Source organism: Elioraea thermophila (ex Habib et al. 2022) (genome assembly GCF_003336755.1).
GTDB classification, from domain to species: domain Bacteria; phylum Pseudomonadota; class Alphaproteobacteria; order Acetobacterales; family Acetobacteraceae; genus Elioraea; species Elioraea thermophila.
This window is the reverse complement of the sequence record NZ_QMDI01000002.1, coordinates 771,983-790,566: the sequence shown is the minus strand read 5'-3', so window position 1 is coordinate 790,566 and position 18,584 is coordinate 771,983. Positions and strand designations below refer to the sequence as shown.

General features: G+C 70.8%; 17 protein-coding genes. 12 read left to right on the top strand and 5 right to left on the bottom strand.

Features of this window, described 5'->3' with window-relative positions:
• Both DWB05_RS05605 and bchF read right to left on the bottom strand, forming a co-directional pair.
• Positions 1-1,281, bottom strand: a complete 1,281-nt coding sequence (locus DWB05_RS05605; protein ID WP_114375825.1) for a ferredoxin:protochlorophyllide reductase (ATP-dependent) subunit N — start codon at positions 1,279-1,281, stop codon at positions 1-3.
• Positions 1,278-1,868, bottom strand: a complete 591-nt coding sequence (gene bchF / locus DWB05_RS05600) for a 2-vinyl bacteriochlorophyllide hydratase (RefSeq protein ID WP_114375824.1) — start codon at positions 1,866-1,868, stop codon at positions 1,278-1,280. The genes DWB05_RS05605 and bchF overlap by 4 nt, the downstream gene beginning before the upstream one ends.
• Positions 1,869-2,136: 268 nt before the next feature.
• Here bchF and DWB05_RS05595 point away from each other — a divergent pair, with 268 nt between their 5' ends.
• The 12 genes from DWB05_RS05595 to DWB05_RS05540 all read left to right on the top strand — a co-directional run bounded on the left by DWB05_RS05595 (position 2,137) and on the right by DWB05_RS05540 (position 16,048).
• Positions 2,137-3,045, top strand: a complete 909-nt coding sequence (locus DWB05_RS05595; RefSeq protein ID WP_114375823.1) for a cobalamin B12-binding domain-containing protein — start codon at positions 2,137-2,139, stop codon at positions 3,043-3,045.
• 57 nt (positions 3,046-3,102) lie between these two features.
• Positions 3,103-4,539, top strand: coding sequence for a transcriptional regulator PpsR (gene ppsR / locus DWB05_RS05590; protein WP_198669053.1), 1,437 nt, complete (start codon positions 3,103-3,105; stop codon positions 4,537-4,539).
• A complete protein-coding gene (gene chlG, locus DWB05_RS05585; RefSeq protein WP_114375820.1) occupies positions 4,539-5,483 on the top strand; it encodes a chlorophyll synthase ChlG in 945 nt (314 codons plus the stop codon). Before ppsR ends, chlG begins: the two co-directional genes overlap by 1 nt.
• Positions 5,480-6,805: a BCD family MFS transporter gene (locus DWB05_RS05580; RefSeq protein ID WP_114375818.1), complete on the top strand. Its 1,326-nt coding sequence runs from the start codon at positions 5,480-5,482 to the stop codon at positions 6,803-6,805. Before chlG ends, DWB05_RS05580 begins: the two co-directional genes overlap by 4 nt.
• A 16-nt stretch (positions 6,806-6,821) precedes the next feature.
• Positions 6,822-8,048, top strand: coding sequence for a geranylgeranyl diphosphate reductase (locus DWB05_RS05575; protein ID WP_114375816.1), 1,227 nt, complete (start codon positions 6,822-6,824; stop codon positions 8,046-8,048).
• 99 nt (positions 8,049-8,147) lie between these two features.
• On the top strand, positions 8,148-9,128 hold the full coding sequence (hemC, locus tag DWB05_RS05570; protein ID WP_232818447.1) for a hydroxymethylbilane synthase: 981 nt from the start codon (positions 8,148-8,150) through the stop codon (positions 9,126-9,128).
• Positions 9,125-9,691: an isopentenyl-diphosphate Delta-isomerase gene (gene idi, locus DWB05_RS05565; protein WP_114375812.1), complete on the top strand. Its 567-nt coding sequence runs from the start codon at positions 9,125-9,127 to the stop codon at positions 9,689-9,691. The genes hemC and idi overlap by 4 nt, the downstream gene beginning before the upstream one ends.
• Before the next feature lie 31 nt (positions 9,692-9,722).
• A complete protein-coding gene (locus DWB05_RS05560) occupies positions 9,723-10,622 on the top strand; it encodes an FAD-dependent oxidoreductase (protein WP_232818404.1) in 900 nt (299 codons plus the stop codon).
• Between the two features lie 127 nt (positions 10,623-10,749).
• Complete coding sequence (locus DWB05_RS05555) at positions 10,750-11,766, top strand: putative 2-aminoethylphosphonate ABC transporter substrate-binding protein (RefSeq protein WP_232818403.1); 1,017 nt, start codon at positions 10,750-10,752, stop codon at positions 11,764-11,766.
• 28 nt (positions 11,767-11,794) lie between these two features.
• Complete coding sequence (locus tag DWB05_RS05550) at positions 11,795-12,904, top strand: putative 2-aminoethylphosphonate ABC transporter ATP-binding protein (protein ID WP_232818402.1); 1,110 nt, start codon at positions 11,795-11,797, stop codon at positions 12,902-12,904.
• A gap of 4 nt (positions 12,905-12,908) precedes the next feature.
• Positions 12,909-14,600 (top strand): putative 2-aminoethylphosphonate ABC transporter permease subunit, encoded by a 1,692-nt coding sequence (locus DWB05_RS05545; protein ID WP_114375810.1) that lies wholly within the window; start codon positions 12,909-12,911, stop codon positions 14,598-14,600.
• 41 nt (positions 14,601-14,641) lie between these two features.
• Positions 14,642-16,048, top strand: a complete 1,407-nt coding sequence (locus DWB05_RS05540; protein ID WP_114375808.1) for an FAD-binding oxidoreductase — start codon at positions 14,642-14,644, stop codon at positions 16,046-16,048.
• Here the strand turns inward: DWB05_RS05540 and DWB05_RS05535 are convergent, their stop codons facing one another.
• Genes DWB05_RS05535 through DWB05_RS14620 form a run of 3 tightly spaced genes read right to left on the bottom strand, consistent with a single transcriptional unit; the run spans position 16,049 to position 18,584 of the window.
• Complete coding sequence (locus DWB05_RS05535; protein ID WP_114375807.1) at positions 16,049-16,921, bottom strand: hypothetical protein; 873 nt, start codon at positions 16,919-16,921, stop codon at positions 16,049-16,051.
• Positions 16,918-17,886: an MlaD family protein gene (locus DWB05_RS05530; protein ID WP_157967090.1), complete on the bottom strand. Its 969-nt coding sequence runs from the start codon at positions 17,884-17,886 to the stop codon at positions 16,918-16,920. Before DWB05_RS05530 ends, DWB05_RS05535 begins: the two co-directional genes overlap by 4 nt.
• Positions 17,883-18,584 (bottom strand): P-loop NTPase family protein, encoded by a 702-nt coding sequence (locus DWB05_RS14620; RefSeq protein ID WP_157967089.1) that lies wholly within the window; start codon positions 18,582-18,584, stop codon positions 17,883-17,885. The genes DWB05_RS05530 and DWB05_RS14620 overlap by 4 nt, the downstream gene beginning before the upstream one ends.

Sequence of the window (18,584 nt, the reverse complement as noted above, 5' to 3'; positions counted from 1 at the left end):
CTACACCTTCAGCCTCTGCGCCCGATCGACCGGGCGCGCGAACAGGCCGGCGAGATCGCCCGCCTGGTCGTAGCCCTGGATCGGGGTGAAGACGAGTTCGATCGACCACTTCGTCGTGTGGCCCTCGGCCTCCAGCGGGTTGGCGAGGCCGAGTCCGCAGACGGTGATGTCGGGACGAGTGCGGCGGCAGCGGTCGAGCTGGCGATCGACGTGCTGGCCTTCGCTGAGCGTGACGCCCTCGGGCAGGAGCGGCAGTTCGGCGGCGAGCAGGCCGCGATGCAGGTAGGGCGTGCCGATCTCGAGCGGACGCATGCCGCATTCGCGGGCGAGGAAGCGGGCGAGCGGCACCTCGATCTGGCTGTCGGGAAAGAGGAACACGCTCTTGCCCTCGAGCAGCGGGCGGTGCGCGGCGAGCGCCTTCTCCGCCCGCGCGATGCCGAGCGCGGTCGCTTCGCGGAAGCGGGAGGGGGCGACGTCGAACGCCTCGGCGGCGGCGCGCAGCCAGCCGGTGGTGCCTTCGGCGCCGAGCGGGAAGGGGGCGGGGAGGTGGCGGCAGCCGCGCGCTTCGAGGGCGCGGGCGGTGTCGCCGAGCCAGGGCTGGGCAAGGAGGAACAGCGTGCCGGGGGCGATCGCCGGCAGACCGGTCGATCGCCGCGGCGGCAGCACATCGACCCGGTCGAGCCCCATCGCGGCGAAGAGGCGAAGCATCTGGTCCTCGACCACGTCAGGGAGAACGCCGACGACGAGAAGGCGCGGCCCGGGATCCTTCGCTTCGGGGAGTTCCGGCACCAGCGCGGCGAGGCAGGCATCCTCGCCTTGGGTGAAGGTCGTCTCGATGCCGGAACCGGAATAGTTCAGCACGCGCACGCGCGGCGCGAAGCGGCGGTCGAGTCGCTCCGCCGCCCGCTTGAGGTCGAGCTTGATCACTTCGGAGGGGCAGGAGCCGACCAGGAACAGCAACCGGATGTCGGGCCGGCGAGCGAGCAGACGTTCCACCACCCGATCGAGCTCGGCATTGGCGTCGGCCAGCCCGGCGAGGTCGCGCTCCTCGATGATGGCGGTGGCGAAGCGGGGTTCGGCGAAGATCATCACCCCCGCCGCCGACTGCATCAGGTGGGCGCAGGTCCGGCTGCCGACGATCAGAAAGAAGGCGTCCTGGATCTTGCGATGCAGCCAGACGATGCCGGTGAGCCCGCAGAACACCTCGCGCTGGCCGCGCTCGCGCAGCACCGGCAGGTCGGTGCAGCCGGGCGCGGCGCGCGGGGCGGCGGCGGCGCTCATACGGCGGCCCGGGCAGAGAGGGCGGCCTCGTCGCGCCGCGCCTGGCGCAGCTTCAGCACGAACTGGGCGGCGTTGACGACGTAGGCCGCATAGGCGGCGAGGGCCACCGCCATCTGCTCGCGCGCATCGCCGATCGCGAAGATCAGCATGACGAGATACGCCGTGTGCAGGGCGATCACCAGCATCGAGAAGACGTCTTCCCAGAAGAAGGGTCGGGCGAACAGGTAACGCCCGAAGACATCCTTCTCCCAGATCGCGCCGGTGATCATGATCGTGTAAAGAACGATCGTCTTGGCGATCACCGAGATCTCGGCCAAGAGCTGTCCTTCCCCAGTGACGAGGAAGCGGATCACCAGGGCGAGGCTGACCAGGAAGACCGCGAACTGAAGGGGGGCGAGGATCCCCTGCACCACCGTCCAGGGTGAGGCGTCACGCCGCGCCCGTTCCTCCGGCGTGTAGAGCGGCGGGCGGGGGCGTCGGTCGGCGCGGGGCTTGGCGAAGTGCACCTGGGCGCACCCGGCGGAGGCGCCCCACGGGCAGGCGTCGACCGTGTCGATCAGACGATTCAGGCTGCCGAGTGTAAGCATTGCTTGACAAGATCCCCCTCGGTTGGGTCACGCTGGCGTGAGGTCGGGCGTCGCGGAGGCGACAGGTCGTCGTCGATCGCGTGGGGACGGCGGCGGCGACGGCAAATCGTTTCGGTCCCGCAGCATGTACTCCTCCCGGCGCCCGATCGGGCGCGCAGGGGAGAGGCTAGGAAAGGCAGAGGCGGAGTGTCAAGCAGGATTGACGTAAGGCGCGCTTGACAGAGGTCGCCGCATCACGGCTAGATGATCAGCACGGAGGAAGGGTGCCATGGCCGCAGTCCAGGACAGCCAACCGAGCGGCAGAACCGACCGGGCCGACGCCCTTTCCGGGCACCGCTCGCCGCTTCCTCCGCCGATCCTGCCCGATGGGGCCGCTCAAACCGGCCAAGGAGCCGGCCAAGCCCCGCACCCCGGCCTCGCCGCCGCCGTCGAGACCCGCATCCTGCCGTGGATGGTGCTCGCCCACCGCACGCCCAATCACGCCGGGTGCTGCTGCGATGCCGCCGGCGGCGTCAGCGCGGCCGACATCGCCGCGCTCGCCGACGAGGCCCGCCGCAACGACCTGGCCGCCGCCCTCGCTCGGGTCGAGTGCCTCTGGCAGGCGGGGCTGCCGCTTGATCGTCTCTACCTGGAACTCGTTGGTCCGGCCGCCGTCCGACTCGGCCAGATGTGGCACGACGACACCGCGAGCATGGCCGAGGTGACGGTCGGTCTCGCCTGCCTGCAGCGCCTGATCCACGCCCTCGGCCCCGCCTTCCACCAGGACGACCTCCGTCCCGACCCGAAGCGGCGCATCCTGCTCGCGCCGATGCCGGGCGAGCAGCACAGCTTCGCCCTCGTCATCATCGCCGAGTTCCTGCGCCGCGCCGGCTGGGACGTCGATTGCGGCCGCGTGCTCTCGCTCAGCGCGCTGTGCGCCCTGCTCAAGCGCGAGTGGTTCGCCCTGGTCGGCCTTTCCGTCAGCTGCACCGGACGGGTCGATGCGGTCGGCGGCGTCATCCACGCGCTGCGTGCCGCCTCGCGCAACCGTTCGCTCGGCGTGCTGGTCGGCGGGCCGATGTTCGTCGCCAGCCCCGACCTCGTCGCGCAGGTCGGCGCCGATGCCATGGCGGTCGATGCCCGGCACGCGGTCGCCCAGGCCGAAAGCTTGCTCTCGCTGCTTGCGCCGGTGAGTTGAGGATGCGCGGCTCATGCCGTACCCCTCCGCCCCTCACCGAGCCCAATGCTTGGGCGCATGCCGAGGTCGGAGGACGTGATCAGCTTTGCCGCCGCCCGCGAGTCGCTGGGCACACTCGATCCCGAAACCACCGCACGCCTGCTCACGGCGGCCGCGGACGTCGCCCTGGTCGTCGATGAGGATGGCGTGATCCAGGACATCGCCTTCTCCTCCGACGATCTCGCGCGCGACCTCGGCGCGGCCGAACCCCTGCGCGGCCGGCTTTGGGCCGACACGGTGGCGGAGGACAGCCGCGCCAAGGTGATCGAGCTGATCCGCGAGGCCCGCCCGGACGAAGCGACACGCTGGCGCCACGTCAATCACATCGGTGCGGGGGGCACGGCGGTGCCGGTGATGTTCTCGGCGATCAAGGTCGCCGACGCGCCCCGCGCCGTCGCCTTCGGCCGCGATCTCCGCCCGCTCTCCGCCCTGCAGCAGCGACTCGTCGAGGCGCAGGCCTCGATGGAGCGCGACTACTCGCGCCTGCGGCAGGCCGAAACCCGCTATCGCCTGCTCTTTCAGACCGCCACCGAACCGGTCCTGATCCTGGATGCCACTTCGGGCCGCATCGTCGAAGCCAATCCGGCGGCGGCCTCGCTCGCGCGCGACAAGCGTCTCGTCGGCACGCCCTTCGCCGATCTGCTCGACCCCGCCAGCCGCGACACCCTCGTCGCCCTGGTGGCCCAGGTGCGCGCCACCGGCCGCGGCGACGACATCACAGTGCGGCTCGCCACCGACCAGCGCGCGGTGCGGCTCTCCGCCACCCTGTTCCGCCAGGACGGTTCGCTTCTCGTGCTCGTCCGCCTCTCCGACGCACCCAGCGCGGAGGCCGGGCTCGTCCTGCCGCAGGACAAGACCAAGCTCCTGAAACTGGTCGAACGCGCGCCCGATGCCTTCGTGGTGACGGAGACGGACGGGCGGGTGATCACCGCCAATGCCGCCTTCCTCGACATGACTCAGGTCGCGGCCGAGGAACAGGTGCGCGGGCAGTCGCTCGAGCGCTGGCTCGGTCGTTCCGCCGTCGATCTCGATGTGCTGCTCGCCACCTTGCGCGGCGGCGCTCCCGTTCGCCTGTTCGCCACCCAGCTGCGCGGCGAGCTCGGTGCGACCACCGAGGTCGAGATCTCCGCTGTCTCTCTTGTCAACGGCGGCAAGCCCTGCTTCGGCTTCGCCATCCGCGATGTCGGCCGCCGCTTCGCCCCCGCCCAGGCGACGCAGACGCCGGTGACGCGATCGGTGGAGCAGCTCACCGAACTGATCGGGCGCGTCCCGCTCAAGGACCTGGTGCGCGAGGCGACCGACGTGATCGAGCGGCTCTGCATCGAGGCCGCGCTCGAGCTCACCAACGACAACCGCGCCTCCGCCGCCGAGATGCTCGGGCTCTCCCGGCAGAGCCTGTACGTGAAGCTGCGCCGCTACGGTCTCGTCGGCCCCGAGGACGGGGGGGAAGGCTGATGCCGGACGGATCGGCCGCGCTGCGCCTCCTCGCCGCCGAGACCGCGCTGCCTGCGCCGCGCCGGCCCGACCCGCGCGCGGTGCTCGAGCTCCTCAAGCCGATCACCTGGTTCGCGCCGATGTGGGCCTTCGGCTGCGGCGTCGTCTCCGCCGGTGGCCCATCCTGGGCTCAGCTGCCGTGGGTGTTGCTCGGCGTCATCCTCGCGGGGCCGCTCGTGTGCGCGATGAGCCAGGCGGTGAACGATTGGTTCGACCGCCACGTCGATGCGATCAACGAGCCGCACCGGCCCATTCCTTCCGGGCGCCTGCCGGGGCGGTGGGGGCTCTGGGTCGCGCTCGCCTGGACCGCGCTCTCGCTCGCGGTGGCGGCCCTCTTGGGCGGCTTCGTGTTCTGGGCGGGCGTGGTCGCGATCGCCGCCGCCTGGGCCTATTCCGCCCCGCCCATCCGGCTCAAGCGTGAGGGCTGGCTGTCGGCGACCGTGTGCGCCTTCTCCTATGAGGGCCTGCCGTGGGTGACCGGGGCCGCGCTCGTCTCGGGCGGGGTGCCCGATGGACGGATCTTCGCCCTTGCCGCGCTCTACTCCGCCGGCGCGATCGGCATCATGATCCTCAACGACTTCAAGTCGGTCGAGGGCGACCGCGCGTCGGGCCTCGCCTCCGTGCCCGCCGTGCTCGGCATCGACAACGCCGCCAACGTCGCCTGCGTGCTGATGAGCGCTCCGCAGGTGGTGGTGATCGCGCTGCTTGCCGATTGGGGGCGCCCCGTTCATGCCGCGATCGTCGCCGCCCTGCTTGCCGCCCAGGTGGTGTTGATGGCCCGCCTCCTCGGCAACCCGGTCGAGCGCACGCCCTGGTACAACGCGACCGGAACGAGCCTCTACGTGCTCGGCATGCTCGCCTCGGCGTTCGCGGTTGCTCCTCTCGCAAGGGGAACGATCGGATGACGGCACGAAGCCTGTCCTGGGCCGGCATCGTCCGCCTCGGTCTCGTCCAGACCGCACTCGGCGCCATCGTCGTGCTGACCACCTCGGCGCTGAACCGCGTCATGGTGGTCGAACTGGCGCTGCCTGCCACCCTGCCCGGGCTGCTGGTCGCCCTGCACTACGCGGTGCAGATGCTGCGCCCCCGCCTCGGCTACGGGTCGGACATGGGGGGGGCGCGCACGCCCTGGATCATCGGCGGCATGGCGGTGCTCGCGGTAGGCGGCACGTTGGCGGCGGTCGCGACCGCGTGGATGGAGACCGCCCGTTGGTCCGGCATCGCGCTTGCGGTCGTCGCCTTCCTCTTGGTCGGGCTCGGCGTCGGCGCGGCCGGCACCTCGCTCCTCGTGCTGCTCGCCTCGCGCACCGTGCCGCAGCGACGGCCGGCTGCCGCCTCCATCGTCTGGATCATGATGATTGCGGGCTTCGTGGTGACCACCGCCGCCGCCTCGCGCTTCCTCGACCCCTACTCTCCGGCGCGGCTGATCACCGTCTGCGCCGTGGTGTCTCTGGCCGCGTTCCTCGTCGCTTGCCTCGCGGTGTGGGGTGTGGAGCGCGCGACCGCGCCGCAGGCCGAAGAGAAGAAACCGCCCAAGGTGCCGTTCTTCGAGGCGCTGCGCGAGGTCTGGCAGGAGCCGGAGGCGCGGCGGTTCACCGTCTTCGTCTTCGTCTCCATGCTCGCCTATTCGGCACAGGATCTCATCCTCGAGCCGTTCGCCGGCGCGGTGTTCGGCCGCTCCTTGGGCGAGAGCACGCAACTGACGGCGATGCAGAACGGCGGCGTGCTGGCGGGGATGATCCTCGTTGCGGTCGCCGGGTCGGCGTTCGGCGCGCACCGCGTGGCGGCGCTGCGCGGCATCACCATCGCCGGCTGTCTCGCCGCCGCCGCCGCGATCATCGGTCTCGCCGTCGCCGGCTACCACACCGAGGTCTGGCCGCTCGCCACCTCCTATTTCGCGCTCGGCCTCGCCAACGGCGTCTACGCCGCCGCCGCCATCGCCACCATGATGCAACTCGTCGCCCGCGGCCGCGAGAGCCGCGAGGGCCTGCGCATGGGGCTGTGGGGAGCGGCGCAGGCGATCGCCTTCGGTGTCGGCGGGCTGGTCGGTGCGGCGGCGCTCGACGTCGCGCGTCTCGCCACCGGCTCGACGACCGACGGGTTCGCCGCCGTCTTCCTCGTCGACGGCGCGCTGTTCCTGATGTCCGCTTGGCTTGCCTGGGGCATCGCTCGCGACCGCGGCACGGCGCCGGCGATGACCTCGATCAAGGCCGCGCCGTCGCATTGAGCGGAGGATCACGCCCATGACCGGAAACGACTGTTTCGATGTCGTGGTGGTCGGCGGAGGGCCTGCCGGGGCGACGGCGGCGGCCGATCTCGCCCGCGCGGGGCGTCACGTCCTGCTGCTCGACAAGGCGGGGCGGATCAAGCCGTGCGGCGGCGCCATTCCGCCGAAACTCATCACCGACTTCGCCATCCCGGACTCGCTGCTCGTCGCCAAGGTGCGCTCGGCACGCATCGTCTCGCCTTCCGCCCGCGAGGCCTCGATGCCGGTGACGGAGGGGGGCTTCGTCGGCATGGTCGATCGCGAGCATTTCGACGAGTGGCTGCGCAACCGCGCTGCACTCTTGGGCGCGGAGCGGCGGGCCGGCACCTTCGAGCGGGTCGAGCGTGACGAGGACGGAACGACGCGGGTTCTCTACCACCCGAAAGGTGCCCCGCCCGACGCCCCGCTCGAAGCTGTACGCACGCGCGCCGTGATCGGCGCCGACGGGGCGAATTCCGCCGTCGCCCGCCAGTGCATTCCTGGAGCGGAACAGAAGCGGCTCGTCTTCGCCTATCACGAGATCGTCCGCTCGCCGAAGGACGCACCGCGTGCGCAGTTCGATGGCGAGCGCGCGGACGTCTACTACCGTGGCTCGCTGTCGCCCGACTTCTACGCCTGGATCTTCCCGCACGGCGAGACCACCTCCGTCGGCACCGGTTCGGCGCACAAGGGGTTCAGCCTGAAGGGCGCGGTGCGCGAGCTGCGCGAGATCGCGGGGCTTGATCGGGTGGAGACCATCCGCCGCGAAGGGGCGCCGATCCCGCTCAAGCCGCTCAAGCGTTGGGACGACGGACAGAACATCCTGCTCGCTGGTGACGCCGCGGGCGTGGTCGCCCCTGCCTCCGGCGAAGGCATCTACTACGCCATGCTGGGCGGACGTTTCGCCGCCGAGGCGGTGAACGAGTTCCTCGCCACCGGCAAGGCGGCGGCGCTCGCCCAGGCCCGTCGGCGTTTCATGCGCCTGCATGGGCCCGTGTTCTGGATCCTCGGCATCATGCAGGACTACTGGTACGGCAACGATGCGCGCCGGGAACGGTTCGTCTCGATCTGCCGCGACCCCGACGTGCAGTACCTCACCTGGGATGCGTACATGAACAAGGAGCTGGTGAAGGCCCGGCCGCTTGCGCATGTGCGCATCTTCTTCAAGAACCTCGCGCACCTGACCGGCATCGTTCCCGCCTGGTCGCGTGCGCGGACCGCCTGATCCGACCTGCGGAGTGCGGTGATGCCCCCTCTTTCCCCCGACCTCGAGACGAAGCAGGTTCATCTCCACGAGGGGCTGCTCGGCCCCTGCACGCGGGGCATGCCCGATGGCGCGATGGTGCCGCCGCACGGGCCGGACCTGCCCTTGCGCGTCGGCACCCGCGGCTCGCCGCTCGCGTTGTGGCAGACGCGCGACTTCCTCGCCCTCATCACGCGCTTCTGTCCGCTGTTGCGCGAGTTCGAGGCGTTCCGCGAGCACATCATCACCACGACCGGCGATCGCATCCAGGACAGGCGGCTTGCCGACATCGGCGGCAAGGGGCTGTTCGCGAAGGAGATCCACGAGGCGCTGCTCGATCGCCGCATCGACTTCGCGGTGCATTCGCTGAAGGATCTGGAGACGGAATTGCCGCCCGGGATCGTGCTCGCCTGCACGCTCAAGCGCGAGGATCCGCGCGACTCGCTGATCCTGGGCCCCGCCTGCGGTGCGATCGACCCGGCCGATCCCTGGTCGTCGCTGCCGCAGGGCGCGGTGGTCGGTACCTCCTCCGTGCGTCGGCAATCGCAACTGTTGCACGCCCGGCCCGATCTCACCGTCGTCCTCTTGCGCGGCAATGTGCAGACGAGGCTCGCCAGGGTGCGGGACGGGGCGGTGAATGCCTCGCTGCTCGCCATCGCCGGCCTCAAGCGGCTCGATCTCGCGCACGAGGCGGGCTGCGTGATCGACCCCGAGATCATGGTTCCGGCCGCCGGCCAGGGCATCGTCGGCGTCACCGTGCGCGAGGAGGACGAGGAACTGCGCGAACTCCTCGCCGCGATCGCCGACTGGGAATCGACCATCGTCGCCACCGCCGAACGCGCCCTGCTCGCCACGCTCGACGGCTCCTGCCGCACGCCGATCGGTGCCCACGCCGTCATCACGCCCGAACGCACCCTGCGCCTGACTGGCCTGGTGGCGCGCGCCGACGGCTCCTTCCTGCTCAAGCGCACCATCGAGGGTTCGCCGAAGGACGCGGCCCGGCTCGGCCGCGAGCTCGGCCGCAGCCTGAAGCGCGACTCGCCGGCGGACGTGTTCGCGTGACCGCTGCCTCCGCCGCCCTGCTCGACGCGCCTGCCACGCTGCCGCAGGACGAGCGCGTCGTGCTGGTCGATGAGCAGGATCGGGCCGTCGGCACGATGGAGAAGCTCGCCGCGCATCGCGAGGGTCGTTTGCACCGTGCCCTCTCCGTCGTGCTCCGCTCGCCCGAGGGGCGGCTCCTGATGCAGCGTCGCGCCGCCGGGAAGTACCATTCGGGCGGGGTGTGGACGAACACCTGCTGTTCCCACCCGCGGCCCGGTGAAGAGCCGGAGGCGGCGGCGCGACGGCGTCTCGCCGAGGAAATGGGGATCCACCTCCCCCGCCTCGAGCCTCTGTTCGAGACGGTGTATCGGGCCGAGGTGGGCGACGGGCTCGTCGAGCACGAATACGTGCACGTGTTCGGCGCCGTCTGGGATGGTGCGGTCGATCCCGATCCGTCCGAGGTCGAGGACTGGGCCTGGGTCGATCCCGTCGTCCTGAAGCAAGACATGGCGCGCAACCCCGAGCGCTACTCGGCCTGGTTCCGTCGCTACGCCGAGGTGTTCTGGGACCGCATGATCGGCTAACGCCCTCCCGGGCTGAACGGGGGAGGACTACATGGCCGATCTGGCCGTGGTCGGAGCCGGCATCGTTGGTCTCGCCCACGCTCTGGCCGCCACGCGGGCGGGGCTCTCCGTCGTCGTGATCGATCGCGAGGCGCGGGCGAACGGCGCTTCCATTCGCAATTTCGGCTTCGTCACCGTCACCGGGCAGGGATGGCCGGACACGTGGCGGCGATCCCGTCGCGCGCGCGAGATCTGGGCCGAGGTCGCCCCCCGCGCCGGCATCCCGATCCTGCAGCGGGGGCTGTTCGTCGCCGCGCGACGGCCGGACGCGCTTGCGGTGCCGCAACGTTTTGCCGAAGGGACGATGGGCGGGGGCTGCCGTATCCTCTCGGGGGATGACATTCCCCCGCCGTTTCGGCGGGATCTCGCCGGTGCCCTCCACTCGCCGCACGAACTCCGCATCGAGCCCCGCGAGGCGATCCCGCGCCTCGGCGCCCGGCTGGAGGCTGAGTACGGCGTGCGCTTCCTCTGGCGGACCCATGTGCGGGCGATCGATCCGCCGCGGCTCGACATCACCGCCGGCACGATCCGCGCCGACCGCATCGTCGTCTGCCCCGGCAACGACTTCCTCTCGCTCTACCCGGAGACGATCGCGGATCACGCGCCCGTGCGCTGCAAGCTTTCGATGCTTCGGCTTGCTTCTCCCGGCTGGCGGCTGCCCGGGGCGGTGATGAGCGATCTCGGCCTCGTTCGCTACGCGGGCTACGCTGATCTGCCGGGGCTCGATGCTCTCGGCCCAGGAGCTGGCCGCCCTGCCCGAGGAGCAGCGGGGGCCGCTTCGCGCCCGTGCCGAAGCCCCGCTGCCTACGGCGGGCGCGCGCTGGGTGATCGAGTCGGTCGTCGAACTGCCGGCCCTGCTGCCGATGATCGACGCGGCGCTGGCGCGCGGTGAAACACCGTGACGGCGCCGCATATGGTCACGGAACTGCAACCGATCCGTCACGGAACTGACGCCGGCCCCATGGGAGAGTGGGGCGGGCGGAATGACCCGCCCGGTCTTGCCGCAAGGGGAACGCCGGATGTTGCGTCGCACGCTTCTCGCCGCCGCGCTCGTCGCCATTGCTCTGCCCGCCGAGGCGCAGCGCACGCGGCTCACCGTCTACACCGCCTTCGAGAACGACCAGCTCCCCGTCTTCAAGCAGGCGGCGGAGGCGGCGCTGCGCGACGTCGAGATCGTCTGGGTGCGCGACAGCACCGGCGTGGTGACGACGCGCCTGCTTGCGGAGAAGGACAACCCCCGCGCCGACGTCATCTGGGGCCTTTCGGTGTTCAGCCTGATCCGGCTGGAGGCGGAGAACATGCTCGAGCCCTACACGCCGAAGGACGCAATGGCGTTGCGCCCGCAGTTCCGGTCCGCCCGCGACCCGATGACCTGGGTCGGGCTGGATGCCTTCGTCTCCGCCGTCTGCTTCAACACCGCGGTCGCTCGTCAGCGCAACCTGCCGCGCCCCGCCACGTGGGACGATCTGCTCAACCCGGCCTTCCGCGGCCTGATCGCGATGCCGAACCCGGCCTCCTCCGGCACCGGTCTGCTCACCGTGGCGGGCTGGCTCGCCACGCGCGGCGAGCAGGCCGCGTGGGACTACATGACGCGGCTGCACGAGAACATCGCCGTGTACACCCATTCGGGCAGCGCGCCCTGCAACAACGCCGCGCGCGGCGAGTACGCGATCGGACTCTCCTTCGACATGCGCGCGGTCGCGCTGAAGAACCAGGGCGCGCCGATCGAGATCATCGTGCCGACGGACGGTGTCGGCTTCGACCTCGAGGCCGCCGCGATCCATCGCGGCACGCGCCAGCTCGAGGCGGCGAGGCGGTTGATGGATTTCGCCGTTTCGAAGGAGGCGATGGCGCTCTACGGGCGGTACTACGCGCTCCTCGGTCGCGAGGACGTGCAGCCGACCGTGCAGAACTATCCGCCCGAGTTCGCCCAGCGCCTTGCCGCGGTGGACTTCGCCAAGGTCGCTGCCGATCGCGACCGCATCCTCGCCGAGTGGTCGCGTCGCTTCGACGCCAAGTCGGCACCGCGCAACTGACGACGCCCGGCTGTCCGGAGTTGTCGCCGTGGAAGGCTCGGTCGCCCGCCCATCCGTACGGGAGGTGCGCGCGACCGAGCCGGCCCTGATCGTCGAGCGGGTGACGAAACGCTTCGGCGCCTTCGTCGCCCTCGACGACGTGTCGCTCGAAGTGGGCCGCGGCGAGTTCGTCTGCTTCCTCGGCCCATCGGGGTGCGGCAAGACCACCTTGCTTCGGGCCATTGCCGGGCTTGATCCGCAGGATGCGGGACGAATCATTCAGGACGGACGCGACGTGTCCGCCCTGCCGCCGTCGGCACGCGACTTCGGTATCGTCTTCCAATCCTACGCCCTGTTCCCGAACATGACCGTGGCAGCGAATGTCGGCTACGGGCTGGTGTCGCAGCGCAAGCCGAGGGCCGAGATCGAAAAGCGCGTGCGCGAGCTCCTTGAGCTCGTCGGGCTGGCCGACCAGGCATGGAAATATCCGGCGCAGCTGTCGGGGGGGCAGCAGCAGCGCGTGGCGCTTGCGCGCGCGCTTGCGATGGACCCGGGCCTCCTCCTGCTCGATGAGCCGCTTTCCGCCCTCGATGCCCTCGTCCGCGCGCACCTGCGCCTGGAAATCAAGGCCCTGCAGCGCCGGCTCGGCATCACCACCATCATGGTGACTCACGACCAGGAGGAGGCGCTCTCCATCGCCGACCGCGTGGTGGTGATGAACCGGGGTCGAATCGAACAGGTCGGCACGCCGGACGAGGTCTACCGCCAGCCGCGCACCCTGTTCGTCGCCGGCTTCGTCGGTCGGATGAACAGCCTTCCCGCGACGGTGATCGATGCGACGACCGTCCAGGTCGGCGCCGTGCGGTTCGCCTGCACGGCCGCAGCCGGACGGGAGGCGGGGCAGCCGGTGCAGATCTGCCTCCGTCCCGAGGACATCCTGCCCGCGGTGACTGCCGAGGCCGGCACGCGGCTGGCGGCAACGGTGCGCGGTGTCGAGTATCTGGGCTCGATCGCGCGCGCCATGCTCGATGCCGCCGGCCTGCCTCTGGTGATGGAGGTGCAGGACACGGCGTTGCGGCGGCTCGCCCTTCATTCGGGTGCCGCGATCGAGATCGTCATCCCGCCCGACCGCGTGCTTTTGTTCGATCGCGCGGCGTGAGACCATGGCGGTCGCTGCTGCCGTAACCATCCGGCCGGTCTGGTCGGTCGACGACAGGCTCCTCTTCGGTGTGGTCGCGGCGGCCGGCTCGTTCCTCGCCGTCTTCCTGCTCTTTCCGCTCGCCACGCTGTTCCTCGAGAGTTTTCGCGATCAGCGTGGCGCCTTCGTCGGGCTTGCCAACTACCTCCGCTACGTCGAGACACCGGCCCTCGTCGACAGCCTGTGGAACAGCGTCTGGACGGCCGTGCTCACCACCGTGCTCGTCATCCCGGCCGCCTTCGTCTTCGCCTACGCGATGACGCGAAGTGCCATTCCGGGCAAGGCGCTGTTTCGCGCCATTGCGCTGATCCCGATCCTGGCTCCCTCTCTCCTGCCGGCCTTGGCCCTGATCTACCTGTTCGGCAACCAGGGCATGCTGCGCGACCTGCTGTTCGGACACTCGATCTACGGCCCGCTCGGCATTGTCGTCGCCCAGGTGTTCTACACCTTTCCGCATGCGTTCCTGATCCTCGCCACCGCGCTCAGCGGTGCGGATGCGCGTCTGTATGAAGCGGCGGAAGCGCTGCGCGCCTCGCGGCTTCGCGTCCTGCGCACCGTCACCTTGCCCACCGCCCGTTACGGAATCGTCTCGGCCTCGTTCGTCGTCTTCACCCTCGTCATCACGGACTTCGGCATCCCGAAGGTGATCGGGGGCTCGTTCTCCGTGCTGGCGACCGAGGTCTACAAGCAGGTGGTGGGGCAGCAGAACTTCCAGATGGGTGCCGTGGTCGGCGTCGTTCTGCTGATTCCGGCCCTGGTCGCTTTCGCGGCCGACCAGTGGGCGCAGCGCCGCCAGGTCGCGGTGGTCGGGGCGCGGGCCGTGCCCTACGTGCCGAAGCGGCGGCCGTGGCGCGACGGCCCTCTTCTGGTGTTTTGCGTGCTCGTCGCCGCCCTGATGATCGGCCTTGTCGGCGTTGCGGTTTGGGGCAGCCTGGTCACGTTCTGGCCCTGGAACCTTGCGCTGACGTTGCGCAACTATGCCTTCGGTTCCTTCATTGCCGAGGGGTGGGGGACGTGGTGGACCTCCGTCCGCCTCTCGCTCTGGACGGCCCTGATCGGGGCGCCCCTCATCTTCGTCTTCGCCTATGCCATGGAGCGGGCGCGCAAGGGTGCGGTCCTTGCTTCCCTCGTCCGCTTCCTTGCCGTCGTCCCTCTGGCGGTACCGGGGCTCGTGCTCGGCATCGCCTACATCCTCTTCTTCAACGCGCCCGCCAACCCATTGGTTTTCCTGTACGGCACGCTCGCCATCCTGGTGCTCAATTCGATCGTGCATTTCTACACGGTCGGGCACCTCGCCAGCCTGACCCAGTTGAAGAGCCTCGATCCCGAGTTCGAGGCGGTGTCCGCGTCGCTGAAGGTGCCCGTCTGGCGCACCTTTGCCGCCGTCATCCTGCCGATGTCGTTGCCCGTGCTGCTCGACGTCGCGATCTACCTGTTCGTCAACGCGATGACGACCGTCTCGGCGGTGGTTTTCCTCTACGCGCCGGGCATCATGCCGGCTTCGGTCGCGGTGGTGCAGATGGACGAGGCCGGCTTCGCTTCGCCGGCCGCTGCGATGGCGACGGTGATCCTGCTCACCTCCGCCGCGGTGAAGGGGCTGCACGTGGCGGCGGACGGTTGGCTTTCCGCCCGCACCCAGGCCTGGAAGCAACGCTGAGGCCTGTTCCGGCCGGGCGTGCCGCGCGCTAGCCTGCCGGCATGGCAGGGCAGCCCAGGCTGAAACGACCGGACCCCGGCGCCGTAGAGAGCGCGCTTGCCGAACTCCGTCAGCGCTTCGGCGAGCGATGCACGACCAGTTCAGCCGTGCGGGAACGGCACGGCAGCGACGAGTCCTGGCACCCCCCGTCGCTGCCCGATGCGGTCGTTTTCGCCGAGAGTGTGGCCGAGGTGCAGGCCGTCGTCGGCATATGCGCGGCGCACCGCGTTCCGCTTGTTCCTTACGGGACCGGCACGAGTCTCGAGGGCCACGTCGCCGCCCTCGCCGGCGGCATCTCGCTCGACCTGTCGCGGATGAACCGCGTGCTGGCGGTGCGGGCCGAGGATCTCGACTGCACGGTGGAACCCGGCGTGACCCGCAAGCAGCTCAACGCCCATCTCCGCGATACGGGCCTCTTCTTTCCGCTCGATCCGGGGGCCGACGCCTCCCTCGGCGGCATGGCCGCCACCCGCGCCTCGGGCACCAATGCGGTGCGCTACGGCACGATGCGGGATGTCGTCCTCTCCCTCGGCGTGGTGCTGGCCGACGGGCGCTTCATTCGCACCGGGCGACGCGCACGCAAGTCCGCCGCCGGCTACGATCTCACGCGGCTGTTCGTCGGCTCCGAAGGCACGCTCGGCATCATCGGCGAGCTCACGCTGCGCCTGTTCGGCATTCCGGAGCGGATCGCCGCCGCGGTGCTGCCGTTCGCCACCATGGAGGGCGCCGTGCGGACGGTGATCGAGGCGTTGCAGATGCAGATCCCGCTCGCCCGAATCGAGCTCCTCGACGAGGTGCAGATGGCGGCCTGCAACCGCCACTCCGCCCTCGGCCTTGCCGAGGTTCCGACCCTGTTCGTCGAGTTCCACGGCAGCCCGGCTGCGGTCGAGGAGCAGATCGCGCAGCTGCGCGATCTCGCCGCGGCGAACGGGTGTTCCGGCTTTGCCTTCGCTCGCGACGAGGAGGAACGGAACCGGCTCTGGCGCGCGCGGCATGAGGCCTATTACGCCGCCTTGGCGCTTCGGCCGGGGGCGAAGGGTTGGCCGACGGATGTCTGCGTGCCGATTTCGCGGCTGGCCGAGTGCATTCTGGAGACGAAACGGGATCTCGTGCGCTCGAACCTCCTCGCCCCCTTGGTGGGCCATGTCGGCGACGGCAATTTCCACCTCGTCTTTCTCGTCGACCCGAACGATGCGGAGGAGATGGCGCGCGCGTCGGCGGCGAACGATCGGCTCGTCGCGCGTGCCCTGGAGATGGACGGCACCTGCTCCGGCGAGCACGGCGTGGGCTACGGCAAGGCCGCCTTCCTTGCCCTCGAGCATGGCGAGGCGGTCGACGTGATGCGCGCCATCAAGCGCGCGCTCGACCCCTTGGGGCTCCTCAATCCCGGGAAGATTCTCCCCGGCTGATCAGCGCGCCGTTTCGCGCAGACGTCGTCTCTCCGCCTCCGCTGCGGCCGTGATGGCGGGGTCGCCGGCGGCGCGGGCAAGCCGAATCGCGCGTTCGAGCCGCCGCTCGGCCTCGGCGCGCGCCCCGTCGGCGGCCGCACTGCGCCCGGAACGGAAGGCGAGGTCGGCGGCATCGGCAAGCCGTCCCTGGCGCTCGGCCGCCTCCGAGGCGAGCGCGAGTGCACGGGCGAGGCCGGGATAGTCGCGCGCCGCCTGGCGCAGATCGGCCGCGCGCAGGAAGGCGGCGAGGGCTGCGGCGGGATCGCCGGCGAGCAGGGCGTCGCGGCCGGCAAGTTCCGCCGCATCGGCAGCGAAGTCGGGGTGGGCATCGTCGGGCAAGGCGGCGCGAGCCAGCGCGAGCGCGGCTCGATCGCCGCGGTCGGCCGCGATCAGCCCTTCGATGAACCGCGCCCGCGCGCCCGCGTCGCCGGTCGTGATCGTCGCCGTCAGCGCGGAGGCGGCGGCACCGTTGCCCAAGCGATACAGGGCGGCCGCTTCGGCGAGGACGAGTTCGGCCGGCACGGGGACACCGCGGCGAACGAGCTCGGCGCGCGCATCCGACGCCGTGTCGCGGGCCCGGGCCGCCTCGCCGAGCCGCAGTTCGGCCGCGGCAAGGGAGGCCGCCAGATTGCCGATCGCCACCGCGTCGTCGCGCGCGTAGGCGCGCTGCAGGGCATCGCGGAACAGCTCCGCCGCCTGGGCCGGTCGGTCCTGGCTCCAGGCCGCGAGCCCGGCGCGGGTGAGCCGGGCGAGGGTCGGGTCGGGTGGTTCAGGCGGCAGGTCCCGGCTGCCGCAGGCGGCAACGAGCAACGCGACGAGAACGATCCGCTTCACGGACGAATGTCACGCGCCGGCACGCGTGGCTCCTCTTCCGGCGGGCGACCGCCGCCGATCAGCGGATGCGTGCGCAGGGCGACGACGAGCCGCTCGAGCTCGGCCGTCGCCTGCTGCACCTGAACGAGAAGCCCGGGCAGGACGGCAACGGCGGCGGCGGCGTCCCGCGCAAGGCGTGGTGCCTGCGGCGAGGCGCGGGCGAGATCGCCGGTTGCGCTGCGCAGGTTGGCGAGCGCCCCTTCTGCCGCCGCAATCAGGCGCGGCAGTCCCTCGGCGGCCGCACCGGCCGAGCGGACGACACCGCGCAGATCGGCCACCGCGGCTTCGCCCTGCGCCAAGGTGCGATCGAGCTGGGCGGCGGCCGTTTCGAGCTCGCGCACCAGGGTGTCGTCGGCAAGCAGACGGCCCACGGCGCCTTCGCCACGCGCCAACCGATCGGAGATGACGGCGGCGGCGCGCGTGATCGTCGCGACATCCTCGAACACCGGCACGAGGCGCGCCCGGAGATCCTCGATCAGTTCGCCGAGCGATTCGGTCGGTGCCTGTTCGCGCGTGACCTCCAGCACGGCATAGTCCCAATCCAGCGGCTCCCCCGAGCCGCGGGTGATCTCGAGGAAGGCCGCGCCGGCGACGCCGAACTGGCGACGGATGAAGACGCGGGAATCGCGGCGCACGAAGACGTCCATGCCCTTGTCGAGCCGCACGTCCGCGTAAAGCTGCGCGCGCGGGTCGATCACGATGCGGCGCACCTGGCCTGCCCGTGTGCCCAGCACTTCCACGGCGGCACCGGCGGACAACCCCGCCGTGCCCTCCGGGGGCAGGATGACGCGCAAGGTGAGTGCCGGGCGAAGCAGAGGGCCGAGCACGCCCGCCTGCAGCACCGCGGCGACGAACAGCACAAGGGCCGCCAGCACCACCGCGCCGGCGATCTCGTTGGTGCGCGAGAAGCGGGCAGGACCGCTCACGCCGCCACCCGGTCGGTTGGTGCGAGGCGATTGCCGATCAGACGCAGGCGCCTGGTGGCGGGCACGGTGGCCGACACCTCGAGGGCCTCGCCGTAGACGAGCCACAGCACCGCCCCGCCCTCGTCGCGGATGGTCCGCGCCAGCCGAAGGATGGCACCGACGAGCGCCGTGCCGAGCCGCTCGGTCGGGTGCTCGAGCACGACGAGACGCGGCGTACCCACGAAGGCGCGGGCCAGCGCTGCCAGACGGAGATCCTCCTCCGTCGCCTCGCTCGGATAGCCGGACGGAACGCCCGGCAGGCCGAGCAGACGGCAGAGCCGCGACGACTCGATGAGCAGCCCCGAAGGGGAGGTGCGCGTGTGATAGGCGGGTCGCAAGATGATGTTGTCCGCCACGCTGAGGAAAGGCAGCCAGAGATCGTCGCGGAAAGCGCGTCCGATCCGACCGCGCAAGGCCTCCGCAGCGAGCTGCGGCATCTCCTGCCAGTCACGCCCTTCGAACAGGACCCGCCCGGCGAGGGGAGGTACGAGACCCATGAGCGCATCGGCGAAGGCCGCCGCACGGCGAGAATCGCCGAGATCGACCAGGACGAGGTCACCCGCCGTCACCGCGACATCGATCGGGGCGGTGGCACCACCGGCCGGTTCGATCGCCAGGGCCGCCCCTTCGAGGTGCAGGATCGCTTCCGGAACGGACAT

Bases quoted from the DNA above. Each gene is read 5' to 3' on its own strand.
- DWB05_RS05605 (WP_114375825.1), bottom strand. From the start codon at position 1,281: ATGAGCGCCGCCGCCGCCCCGCGCGCCGCGCCCGGCTGCACCGACCTG.
- bchF (WP_114375824.1), bottom strand. From the start codon at position 1,868: ATGCTTACACTCGGCAGCCTGAATCGTCTGATCGACACGGTCGACGCC.
- DWB05_RS05595 (WP_114375823.1), top strand. From the start codon at position 2,137: ATGGCCGCAGTCCAGGACAGCCAACCGAGCGGCAGAACCGACCGGGCC.
- ppsR (WP_198669053.1), top strand. From the start codon at position 3,103: ATGCCGAGGTCGGAGGACGTGATCAGCTTTGCCGCCGCCCGCGAGTCG.
- chlG (WP_114375820.1), top strand. From the start codon at position 4,539: ATGCCGGACGGATCGGCCGCGCTGCGCCTCCTCGCCGCCGAGACCGCG.
- DWB05_RS05580 (WP_114375818.1), top strand. From the start codon at position 5,480: ATGACGGCACGAAGCCTGTCCTGGGCCGGCATCGTCCGCCTCGGTCTC.
- DWB05_RS05575 (WP_114375816.1), top strand. From the start codon at position 6,822: ATGACCGGAAACGACTGTTTCGATGTCGTGGTGGTCGGCGGAGGGCCT.
- hemC (WP_232818447.1), top strand. From the start codon at position 8,148: ATGCCCGATGGCGCGATGGTGCCGCCGCACGGGCCGGACCTGCCCTTG.
- DWB05_RS05560 (WP_232818404.1), top strand. From the start codon at position 9,723: ATGGCCGATCTGGCCGTGGTCGGAGCCGGCATCGTTGGTCTCGCCCAC.
- DWB05_RS05555 (WP_232818403.1), top strand. From the start codon at position 10,750: ATGTTGCGTCGCACGCTTCTCGCCGCCGCGCTCGTCGCCATTGCTCTG.
- DWB05_RS05545 (WP_114375810.1), top strand. From the start codon at position 12,909: ATGGCGGTCGCTGCTGCCGTAACCATCCGGCCGGTCTGGTCGGTCGAC.
- DWB05_RS05540 (WP_114375808.1), top strand. From the start codon at position 14,642: ATGGCAGGGCAGCCCAGGCTGAAACGACCGGACCCCGGCGCCGTAGAG.
- DWB05_RS14620 (WP_157967089.1), bottom strand. From the start codon at position 18,584: ATGTCCGTTCCGGAAGCGATCCTGCACCTCGAAGGGGCGGCCCTGGCG.